Annotated in this window: 1 protein-coding gene; it reads right to left on the reverse strand. The window is 61.4% G+C overall.

The window, feature by feature from the left end:
* Nucleotides 1-145: 145 nt before the first annotated feature.
* Nucleotides 146-368 (reverse strand): hypothetical protein (locus IBT47_RS27185; protein WP_234472141.1); only part of this gene is annotated, 223 nt, incomplete at its 5' end.

The following is a 368-nucleotide window of genomic DNA, read 5'->3' on the forward strand; positions in this document are numbered from 1 at the left end:
GCCTGCACCTCAGCGCTGCGGATTGCCCGGCCGCCGCAGAGGACGTGCCCCGTTTAGTTAAGTGTTCGCTGTTTGAAGAACACTAATTAGCGCGAATATGGGAATCTCGCCAGCATTGTGAAAGAAGGAAGAGCTGATGAGTTTTTCAGGCAACACTGAAGTCAGAAAGCAGGCTGGTTGTGCCCCCGAGCGGGCAATCCACAGCGCTGAACGCAGAGAGGAAGCCAGGATTCGCCCACAGGGAAGTGGGCGAAAGGCACAGCCGCGCAGGACGCGCGTCTGTGCCGGTCCGACAGGCTGACAAACGAAGTGAAGGCACCGCGCAGCGGCGCGAGGACGCCCGACCGGGGGCACAACCAGCCAGCGCC

It is taken from the genome of Erwinia sp. S43 (assembly GCF_016624745.1).
Lineage (GTDB): Bacteria > Pseudomonadota > Gammaproteobacteria > Enterobacterales > Enterobacteriaceae > Erwinia > Erwinia coffeiphila.